Origin of the sequence: Pseudoalteromonas sp. NEC-BIFX-2020_015 (genome assembly GCF_012952265.1) — a bacterium.
Lineage (GTDB): Bacteria > Pseudomonadota > Gammaproteobacteria > Enterobacterales > Alteromonadaceae > Pseudoalteromonas > Pseudoalteromonas neustonica.
Map to the genome: position 1 here is coordinate 118,037 of NZ_JABCJL010000014.1, position 9,650 is coordinate 127,686.

10 protein-coding genes are annotated in these 9,650 nt (G+C 39.6%); 2 read left to right on the top strand and 8 right to left on the bottom strand.

Features of this window, described 5'->3' with window-relative positions; translation table 11 throughout:
• Positions 1-7: 7 nt before the first annotated feature.
• Positions 8-472: a tRNA (uridine(34)/cytosine(34)/5-carboxymethylaminomethyluridine(34)-2'-O)-methyltransferase TrmL gene (gene trmL, locus HH219_RS12315; RefSeq protein ID WP_054203074.1), complete on the bottom strand. Its 465-nt coding sequence runs from the start codon at positions 470-472 to the stop codon at positions 8-10.
• Positions 473-579: 107 nt separating this feature from the next.
• On the opposite strand from trmL, the gene HH219_RS12320 reads away from it, so the two are divergent.
• Positions 580-1,491 carry a cation diffusion facilitator family transporter gene (locus tag HH219_RS12320; protein WP_082355676.1) on the top strand — a complete coding sequence of 304 codons (912 nt, stop codon included), beginning with the start codon at positions 580-582 and terminating at the stop codon, positions 1,489-1,491.
• Here the strand turns inward: HH219_RS12320 and HH219_RS12325 are convergent.
• From HH219_RS12325 to HH219_RS12335, 3 genes are read right to left on the bottom strand one after another with little or no spacing between them, the layout of a single operon-like run.
• On the bottom strand, positions 1,467-2,411 hold the full coding sequence (locus tag HH219_RS12325; RefSeq protein ID WP_169327610.1) for an alpha/beta fold hydrolase: 945 nt from the start codon (positions 2,409-2,411) through the stop codon (positions 1,467-1,469). The genes HH219_RS12320 and HH219_RS12325 overlap by 25 nt on opposite strands.
• A gap of 7 nt (positions 2,412-2,418) precedes the next feature.
• Positions 2,419-3,831, bottom strand: coding sequence for an ATP-binding protein (locus HH219_RS12330; RefSeq protein WP_169327611.1), 1,413 nt, complete (start codon positions 3,829-3,831; stop codon positions 2,419-2,421).
• Positions 3,809-4,498: a response regulator transcription factor gene (locus tag HH219_RS12335; protein WP_054203189.1), complete on the bottom strand. Its 690-nt coding sequence runs from the start codon at positions 4,496-4,498 to the stop codon at positions 3,809-3,811. The genes HH219_RS12330 and HH219_RS12335 overlap by 23 nt, the downstream gene beginning before the upstream one ends.
• 170 nt (positions 4,499-4,668) lie before the next feature.
• Here HH219_RS12335 and HH219_RS12340 point away from each other — a divergent pair, with 170 nt between their 5' ends.
• Positions 4,669-5,199 carry a Spy/CpxP family protein refolding chaperone gene (locus HH219_RS12340; protein WP_169327612.1) on the top strand — a complete coding sequence of 177 codons (531 nt, stop codon included), beginning with the start codon at positions 4,669-4,671 and terminating at the stop codon, positions 5,197-5,199.
• A 105-nt stretch (positions 5,200-5,304) separates the two neighbouring features.
• Here the strand turns inward: HH219_RS12340 and yacG are convergent, their stop codons facing one another.
• The 4 genes from yacG to HH219_RS12360 form a co-directional block, all read right to left on the bottom strand.
• The gene (gene yacG / locus HH219_RS12345) at positions 5,305-5,535 is read right to left on the bottom strand and encodes a DNA gyrase inhibitor YacG (protein ID WP_054454591.1); all 231 of its coding nucleotides are present in this window, start codon (positions 5,533-5,535) and stop codon (positions 5,305-5,307) included.
• A 53-nt stretch (positions 5,536-5,588) separates the two neighbouring features.
• The gene (gene pilB, locus HH219_RS12350; RefSeq protein ID WP_054203079.1) at positions 5,589-7,268 is read right to left on the bottom strand and encodes a type IV-A pilus assembly ATPase PilB; all 1,680 of its coding nucleotides are present in this window, start codon (positions 7,266-7,268) and stop codon (positions 5,589-5,591) included.
• Between the two features lie 297 nt (positions 7,269-7,565).
• On the bottom strand, positions 7,566-8,189 hold the full coding sequence (gene coaE, locus HH219_RS12355; protein ID WP_169327613.1) for a dephospho-CoA kinase: 624 nt from the start codon (positions 8,187-8,189) through the stop codon (positions 7,566-7,568).
• 2 nt (positions 8,190-8,191) lie between these two features.
• Positions 8,192-9,103, bottom strand: coding sequence for an A24 family peptidase (locus HH219_RS12360; protein WP_169327614.1), 912 nt, complete (start codon positions 9,101-9,103; stop codon positions 8,192-8,194).
• Positions 9,104-9,650: the final 547 nt, after the last annotated feature.

Here is a 9,650-nt window from a genome sequence, read left to right on the forward strand (position 1 = left end):
TATAAATTTATTGCGCGTTAGGAAATCCTAATTGACGCCATGATTCATATACGAAAACAGCTACGGCATTAGATAAGTTCATGCTGCGACTGTTCGCTTGCATTGGAATGCGTACACGTTGTTCATTTGGTAATGATTGAATTAGTTCGTCTGGTAGGCCGCGTGTTTCAGGGCCGAACACTAAACAATCACCTGCTTCGTAACTAGCTTGGTGGTGAAATTGACTGCCTTTGGTTGTACACGCATATACTTTTTTAGGTTTACACTTTTCTAAGTATGCTTCAAATGATGCGTGGCGTTGTACGTGGCTAAATTCATGATAATCAAGGCCCGCTCGTTTTACGCGTTTATCATCCCATTCAAATCCAAGCGGTTCAATTAAATGCAGTGCAAAGCCAGTGTTTGCACAAAGGCGAATAATATTTCCTGTGTTAGGTGGGATTTCTGGTTGGTATAAAACGATATCGAGCATGTGTGTGCCTTATTAAAAACAGTATTGATCGGCGCTGAGTATACACGAACTAAATAAAAAAAATGATATACTGATTATAACTAAGTCGTTTAATACGAAGGTAAGACGTGCATCAGCGTAGTTATGAGTTTTGGGTTAAAACCGCAAGTATAGTAACCATGGTAATGGTGAGCTTAATGATTGCAGCTAAATGCTGGGCCTGGTTGGCATCTGGCTCTGCTTCAATGCTTGGATCATTAACTGATTCATTAATGGATATAACCGCCTCTGCTATGAGCTTTTTAGTGCTTGGTTATGCGCTACGCCCCGCTGACGATGACCATCGTTTTGGTCATGGTAAGGCTGAAGCGTTGGCGGGACTAGGACAAGCTGCATTTATTGCGGGCTCAGGGTGTTTGCTGGCATTTCATGGCATTGAAAGACTGTTTAACCCTGTGGAGCTCAACCACTCTATGCTGGGGGTTTGGGTAAGCATATTCGCTATTGCATGCACTTTGGTCGTGGTTTATGTGCAAACTAAAGTTATTAAGCATACCGAGTCTATTGCTATTAAAGCTGATTCAGTTCATTACAAAGGTGATTTGATTTTAAATGCTGCTGTGCTAGTGGCAATATTACTTGCGCAAAACGGTATGCTATATGCTGATCCGATCTTTGCGATAGGGGTTGCGGGTTACTTACTTTATAACAGTTGGGATATTGCAAGGCAAAGTGCCGACCATTTAATGGATAAAGAGCTTCCTGATGAAGAAAAAGCCGAGATCGTTTTAATTGCAAATAGCCACGAAGATGTTTTTGGAGTACATGATGTACGCACTCGCCAAGGTGGTAAAATTAAATTTATTCAAATGCATTTAGAGCTTGAAGATACTTTACCGCTTATTCGTGCGCACCATGTTGCAGATGAAGTTGTCGCGATGATTCAACAAGAGTTTAATTGTGAAATGGATATTTTGATTCACCAAGACCCTATTTCTGTGTGCTATAAGGCAGCTCAAGTTAATGAGTTACAAAATTGATAAAAGCGGGTGAGTACGGCTTGACGAATGTGATCTTGTTCAAATAGTAATTCGTGTTTTGCGCTTGGAAAAGTGTGTATTTTTGCGTTTGGTAGGCGTTTTACTAATTGTTGTTGTGCTTGGTTGTCGACGATAACATCGCACTGAGCACTGGCAACAAACAGTGGAATAGTGACATTTTGCTGTGCTAATTGGTCAATAAATTTAAAAACAGCATTGAGCCACCCATAAGTAACGCCACCAAGCTGTAAGCTTTTTTCACTTTCATAAGTTTGTCTAAAAAATTGATAACGTAATGGGCTGCTAGTGAGTGTGTTAAGTGAAAACTCATCAGGGTGATAATCTTTTTGGCCAAGTGCGTAATATTGTTGACACCCTAATAAGCAGGCAATAGATGCGGCTAATTTTGCAATTGGTCTAGGTGTACCTTTAGTATAAATATCAAACATTGGGGCCGACAAAAATACACCTTGATAGTTATGTTTATGCCGAGCTAAAAAATTATAAGCTATTGCGCCACCCATAGAGTGACCCAGTAATATTTTTTTACCTTGCCAATGTTGTGCGATGACAGTTTTATCAAATAAGGCTAAATCATCCGCATAGTCATTAAATTTATTAACGTATCCTTTATGTGGGTTTGCTAATGTGCGATATGAGCGCCCTTGGCCTTGATGATCAATAATAAAAACGGCATACCCATTATTATAAAGCTCCCATATTAACTCTTGGTATTTATCAAGTCCTTCAATTCTTCCTGTGCTAATAACAATGGCTGTTTTAGCGTGTTTGGGTATGGCAAAACCATAGTATAAATCACCATGTGGTGTGCTTAAATACTGTGTAGTGAACTGCTGTGCAAAAAAGCGTTTGATAGTGCACTGTTGTGCTAATAGTTCTGACTCTGTGCTATAAAACATAGGGCTCTTAATGTTTATCCAAAGGTAATACAATTTGCACGCATAAACCGCCTTGCTGGTGATTATGTAATGTTAAGCTGCCATTATGAGCGATGATTGCATTTTTTGCGATAGCTAAACCTAAGCCCGTTCCACCGGAAGTCCTATCACGTGCATCTGATTGGCGAAAAAATGGCTCGCATAGCTTTGTTAAGTTTTCAGGTGCTACGCCGGGGCCATCATCACTGATTTCAATATAAATAGCATCGCTTTGCTGTAGAGTTAAGTGAATAGTACGCTCAGCATATTTAATTGCGTTACGCAGTACATTCTCTAGCGCACTGGCTATAAGCGCTTCATCACAGTTAAGTTCGGCGTCTAGTTGCCCATTTACGATGAGCTGTTTAGCGCTTTGGTTTGCTTCAAATTGAGCGTCATTGAGTACATGTTCAACAATGACTTCGATGGACTGTTTATGCAGTGATAGCGCTTGGCTTTTTGCCTCTAAGCGCGATACTTGTAATACATCAGCAATCATTTTATCTAGTTGATTAGCTTCTTTTTCTATACGTAGTAAGTAGGTTTGGTTTTCTTCTGGAGTTTGCATTTGAGCAAGGCCAGTTGCCATCTTTAGCCGAGTTAGTGGTGAGCGTAATTCATGGGATATATCAGCAAGTAAACGTTTTTGTGCTGAAAGTAATCGCTCTAATTGAATTGCCATGCTATTAAAGTCGCGGCCAAGTACGCCAAGTTCATCTTCTCTTTGAGGATCGATTTTTGCTCTTGCAGACAAGTCACCATTAGCAAGCGCGATAGCCGCTTGTTTTAAGCTATTTATAGGTGCAATTAAACTACGGCTGAACACAAAACTAAGCGCAAGCGAAGCGAGGAGTGCGATCAATATTTTTAACCAAATTGGCATTAACTTTAAGCGTATAAAGAATGGAGTTTGGTGATTTACATTAATTTCGTATAAGTAAAATAACCCTTCAGGCACATTGACTTTAATAGGGCCAAAGGCTTGATAGTGCTCAGTGAAAATAACTTGGGGTTCCATGCTCTTGGTAAAGTTAAGAAGGCTTAAGTCAACTTCATTTGGTGGTACTTGGCTACTGAGCGATAGCTCAGGTTGATCTGAGTTTAAATATAATAACTTACGCTTAGCTAAACGCGGGTGAGAGAGTATGTCACGAACTGATTTTTTGTGCCTAGTGACGCTGCGCTCAATGCTTTTAGCTGTGTACTCAAGGTTTTTTTGCATCGGCCCGCGTAGTTTTTCGTTACTAACTTGATTGGTTGCAATGTTGCTTAAAAACACTAATGAGGCAATTGTGCCTATAACAGTTAACCAAAACCACACAAAAATTTTAAAAAATAAAAACTTTTTAGGATGAATTAACCACTTTAAATTCGCTTTATTACTCGCCTTGGATAAAGACATAACCCGTTCCCCGCATCGTTTTTATCCGTTCAGTAATATTGAACTCAGCTATTTTTTTACGGATATTGCTTACATGCATATCAATAGAGCGGTCAAATGAAGCGAGGCGTCGGCCAAGCACTTGTTCACTTATTTGCTCTTTACTAACAACTTCGCCTGCGCTTTTAACTAATAACGCAAGTACTTCATATTCAGTGCCTGTTAGGCTTAATGGGTGCTCATCTACATAAGCTTCACGAGCAGCGAGATTAATAACTATGTTGTTCACTGATAACTTGTTTGCCGTGCTGTTACCTAAGCTGGTTATGTGTTCTATACGGCGTGTTATTGCTTTTACGCGAGCTAGTAACTCACGATGATTAAATGGTTTTGGAATGTAGTCGTCTGCGCCAAGCTCAAGGCCAAAAATACGATCAAAGTCCTCGCCTTTGGCTGTTAGCATAATAACAGGCGTGAGTTTTGTTTGGCGTAACTGTTTTAAAACTTCAAAACCATCTAGTTTAGGCAGCATTACATCCAGCAAAATCAAAGCGTATTCTTGGCTGAGTGCTTGTTTTAAACCTTGCTCACCATCGTGAACACATTCGACTTGATAGCCTTGTGCTGTTAAATATTCACTAAGTAGTTCGCATAAGCCAGTGTCATCATCAATCATTAGCAGTTTCATTTGCTTGCCTTTACCGTGCGGGAATAACTTCATTTTACGCTTTAAAGTGCTTAAAAGTGAACCTTTACACAACCTTTACATTGCTTTGCGTTGCTTTGCATTGCAGTTGTTATAGTTAATCCATCAACGAAACACACAATAAGTTCGCAACCAACCCAAAGGTAATTATTATGACTATGTCAGCTAATATTTCTAAACTAGTATTAATTTGTGGTTTGGCAACCGCCTCTCTAGGCACTACAGCCGTAATGGCTAAAGGGGGTGGCCACTATAAACAAGGTCACTCGCAGCAAAAGCATCAAGCACGTTTTTTATTGTCTGAACGTGGCGCTGATAAACTTAGCTTAACGCAAGCACAGCAAACTCAGCTACAAACTATTTTTGATGCGCAAAAAGCGCAGTTTAAAGCGTTACGCGGTGATGGCAAAGAAGCGATGAAAAAAGCGCGTATGGCTCACAAAGAAAAAATGAAAACATTACTTGAAATGCCAACGTTTGATGAAGCAGCAGCCAAAGAATTACTTACTGAACGTCAAACTAAGGGCGAACAGTTTGCTTTAATTAACTTAAGAACTCAGCACCAAGTATGGCAAGTATTAAATGCCGAGCAACGTGAAAAGTACTCTGCAATGAAAAAACGCATGGGTAAAAAAGGTAAAGGCGGTAAAAAAGGCGACCGTGGTGAGAAAAAAGAAGGTTAATAATTAGCGGTATTAAAAGTAAAAGCGTGGGTTTAATAATCCACGCTTTTTTGTGTAGCAGCGGGTTTACCCCGCGTTAATATACAGCCCTGTAATTAATAACAGCTATTTAAAAAAATCGTCATCATTTTTAGCTAGCATTTCCTCTATGTCCTCAATCATATCTTGGCTAAGGTCATTGGCGCTGGTAATAGGGGCTGATATTTTATTGTTTTCAAGCGACCACTCACCTAAATCAATTAATTGACAGCGCTTTGAACAAAATGGGCGGTAAGGGCTTTCATCTGACCATTCAACTTGTGCTTTACAAGTTGGGCAGTTTACAACGGTTGGCATAGCATATTCTCATACATATTGTTTATGATTTTAAAAGCCTAGGTTTTAGGCTTTTAAAAACTCGTTACACGGTTTATTTCAGCTAATGATGTCATGCCTGCTGCAGCTTTTCTTAGGCCCGACAAACGCAGGTTATTAAACCCTGATCGTAATGATACTTCAGCAATTTCTAAAGAGTTACCACCGCGCATAATAATTTGTGCGATCTCAGGGGTAATTTGCATAACCTCATAAATACCGACACGGCCTTTATAGCCATCAGTACAGCTATCACATCCTTTAGGTGCAAATAGGGTAAGCTCGCTTATTTGTTCAGGGCTAAAACCTTGGCGCTGTAATTCTTCACTTGGCAATGTTTCAGGTGTTTTACATTTTGGACATAAGCGACGTGCTAAACGCTGCGCAATGATCAAGCTAATTGAACTTGCAACGTTATACGCTGGTACGCCCATATTTAACAAACGAGTTAGTGTTTCAGGCGCTGAGTTAGTATGCAACGTGGACATTACCAAGTGACCTGTTTGTGCCGCTTTTATTGATATTTCAGCGGTTTCAAGGTCACGGATCTCACCCACCATGACGACATCAGGATCTTGACGCAAGAATGCTTTAAGGGCATTGGCAAAGGTCATATCAGCTCTCGGGTTGATCTGTACTTGGTTAATACCTTCGAGGTTGATTTCGACAGGATCTTCGGCGGTGCTGATATTACGCTCAGGTTGATTTAAAATATTCAAACCCGTATATAAAGACACCGTTTTACCAGAGCCCGTAGGACCTGTAACTAAAATCATACCTTGAGGTTGCTGCAGTGCATCCATGTAAAGTTTTTTCTGCTCTACTTCGTAACCGAGTACATCAATACCAAGCATAGCGCTGGACGAATCAAGGATACGCATTACGATTTTTTCACCCCAAAGGGTGGGTAGGGTACTTACCCGGAAATCGATACTCTTACGCTCAGTGATTTTTAATTTAATACGACCATCTTGCGGTTTACGTTTCTCGGCAATATCTAATCGTGCCATTACTTTTATACGTGCTGATAAACGCGTTGCTAGACTATTCGGCGGACTGGCCATTTCATGCAAAATACCATCAATACGAAAACGCACACGGTACTTATGTTCGTAGGGTTCAAAGTGTAAATCGGAGGCGCCTTTTTTAATGGCATCCATCAATATTTTATTGATATAGACGATAATGGGTGCGTCGTCTTTTTCATCATCACCTTGATTTTGAGGCTCTTTTGGTGAGTCAGTATCTAAGTCACTAAACTCTTTAAATTCTTCATCGCTAAGGTGTAAACTGCCTGCTGCATCAAGAAGTTGTTCTATTTTAGCTTCTAGTTGGCGGTAATCAACAACGAGTACTTCACAAGATAACCCCGTACTAAACTCAAAGTTTTCAAAGGCACCATAATCAGTAGGATCAGAGGCTGCAATATAAAGTTTACGGCCTTTTTTAACTAGAGGTAGAATATGATGCTCACGAATGAGTTTATCTTTAACCAGCTCTTTAGGTATTAGCTCTACATTAAAGTCTTTAATATCAAAATAAGGAACGCGGAATAGATCAATGCATTGTTCTGCAAGTTCATGGCCGTCAATGCCACCGCATTTCGCTATTAGTTCTGCAGTTGAGCTAAATTCACGCTGTTTTAACTTAACAGTTTCGGCGTCAATTCGGCCAAGCGTGATAAACTTTCTAAGTAATGGTGAGTTAATATTCATTGCGCACCTTTGTAAACACCTCTCATAGTCAGCAATTTATCAGAAAAGAGCAGGGTATAATACCAATTTTATTAAAAACGTGATCATTCTAGCGAATTAAATAACTCACTAACTGCGTTGAAAATTACTTATATAGAACAACTATATATCATAATTTTTGCCTTGTTATTGAGCCATTTTCTTGTCGTAATAATAGATCACTAATTTAATGCAATTGGTATAACATTAGTCTTTCTAATTTAGTATGATTTGCCAACTAAAATATTAAAAATTTATAATTTATTAGGAATATGTAGCTTAAACTTTAGATTCATTGGCCAATGCCATGTAACGTTGATGTAATAGCGTAACGTCTTGGGCTACTAAGCTTAATGCGCGATTATTATCTAGGATATCAGTTGCTTTAGCCTGTTTATCTTCTCGGCTCATTTGCGCTGCAATTATACTGTTGGCTTGTGCTAGGCTTATATTGTCTCTTGCTATTGTTCGTGCAACTTGTACTTCGATTGGCACATCAATCACCAAAGTACGATTACAGTATTTATCTAGCTGGTTTTCAAATAATAAAGGCGCAGTTAGTATTACATAAGGGCTAGATGCAGCATTTAGATCCGAGATGGTTTTTTCACGAATTAACGGGTGTAAAAGGGCATTAAGCCAATTTTTCTGTTCACTATCAGCGAAAATAATTTCTCTAAGCTTTGTACGGTTTAACGTACCATCATGATTGAGAATATCAGCGCCAAAATGCTTACCTATTTCATGTAAGCCAGTGCTATCAAGGGCGACTACTTGACGAGCAATGATATCAGCATCAACTACTGTGATGCCATGCTGTTCAAATAGCTCACTGACAGCACTTTTTCCACAGCCTATGCCCCCCGTTAAACCTAGAATCCAATTGTTTTTAGAGCGTGCCATAACTAGTAGCCAAGCCAGTTAAAGTACATCTGTTGAATTTGCGTACTCCACAATAATGCAACCCAGCCGGCAATGGCTAAATAGGGGCCAAATGGAATAGGAGTGGCTTTATCTTTACCTTGTATACTTAAAAGTGTAATACCAATCACAGCCCCCACAACACTTGAAAGCAAAATGATAGTGAGCAGTGCTTGCCATCCTAAAAGTGCGCCAAATACGGCTAGTAATTTAAAATCACCATAACCCATTCCTTCTTTACCTGTGATCAGCTTAAATAGCCAAAAAACGCTCCATAAGCTTAAATAGCCACAGGCCGCCCCGATAATTGCATCGGCAGGAGAAATAGTAATTCCCATTACAGCAGCAATAAGTGCCAACCACACCAAAGGCAGGGTTAGTTGATCTGGCAGGAGCATATGATCAATATCAATAAAGGTGAGTGCCACTAATACCCAAGTGATAAAAATATATAGCGCAGCTTGTTCAGTAACACCAAAGGTGTAAGCGACGATTAAACTCATCACGGCTGTGAGCATTTCAATGATAGGGTAACGTATCGAAATAGGGTTACTGCAACTACCGCAACGGCCTTTTAAAAATAGCCAGCTAATTACAGGAATATTTTGCCATGCTTTAATTGCAGTTTTACATTTTGGACAAGTCGAGTTTGGTTTTACTAAATTAAAAGGCTCAGTAATTACGTCATCAGTGCGTTTGTTTTTAGCGTGAGTGAGTTCGTCATCGAGCAGCAAGCGACACTCAGTTTGCCACTCTCGTTGCATCATAACGGGTAAGCGATAAATAACGACGTTTAAAAAACTGCCAATACAAAGGCTAACTAAGCCTACTGTAAGTAAATAAAACCACAGCTGGTCTTGCATCACTGTAATTATATCGAGAAAAAAATTTTGCATTATATTACCTAAAAAATGATTTAATAAATCAACCTAAAACAGTCCTGAAAATTAAATGAAAAATCCCGAGTCTACGCACATTCAAACACCGCGCCAATGTAGGTCGTCATTTATGACGACAATGACTATTTTTACCACCGATTGCACAGAAGCGCAGCGCGCTACACCTAGAAAACCCATGTAGGTCGTCATTCATAGAGACAATGATTATTTTCACCACCGATCGCACATAAGCACTGCGGGCTACATCGAGAAAGCTAAAGTGATAAAATATAAATCATTCGCAGCTAAAGCTGGCTCCTACGTGAATGTATTTCCATAGAAAACGGCTACAGGCATGGGTTTATCCAAACTCACAACAATGCCACCACAATAAATAAAAAGAGGTTGCATTGCTGAATATAAATTCGGAATATTTTTGCTTACAGCTTACAGCTTACAGCTTACAGCTTACAGCTTACAGCTTACAGCTTACAGCTTACAGCTTACAGCTTACAGCTTACAGCTTACAGCTTACAGCTTACAGCTTACAGCTTACAGCTTACAG

Coding starts and splice junctions, on each gene's coding strand:
- yacG (WP_054454591.1), bottom strand. CDS start 5,535: ATGCCAACCGTTGTAAACTGCCCAACTTGTAAAGCACAAGTTGAATGG.
- HH219_RS12335 (WP_054203189.1), bottom strand. CDS start 4,498: ATGAAACTGCTAATGATTGATGATGACACTGGCTTATGCGAACTACTT.
- coaE (WP_169327613.1), bottom strand. CDS start 8,189: ATGGCACGCTCTAAAAACAATTGGATTCTAGGTTTAACGGGGGGCATA.
- HH219_RS12330 (WP_169327611.1), bottom strand. CDS start 3,831: ATGTCTTTATCCAAGGCGAGTAATAAAGCGAATTTAAAGTGGTTAATT.
- pilB (WP_054203079.1), bottom strand. CDS start 7,268: ATGAATATTAACTCACCATTACTTAGAAAGTTTATCACGCTTGGCCGA.
- HH219_RS12325 (WP_169327610.1), bottom strand. CDS start 2,411: ATGTTTTATAGCACAGAGTCAGAACTATTAGCACAACAGTGCACTATC.
- trmL (WP_054203074.1), bottom strand. CDS start 472: ATGCTCGATATCGTTTTATACCAACCAGAAATCCCACCTAACACAGGA.
- HH219_RS12360 (WP_169327614.1), bottom strand. CDS start 9,103: ATGCAAAATTTTTTTCTCGATATAATTACAGTGATGCAAGACCAGCTG.
- HH219_RS12340 (WP_169327612.1), top strand. CDS start 4,669: ATGACTATGTCAGCTAATATTTCTAAACTAGTATTAATTTGTGGTTTG.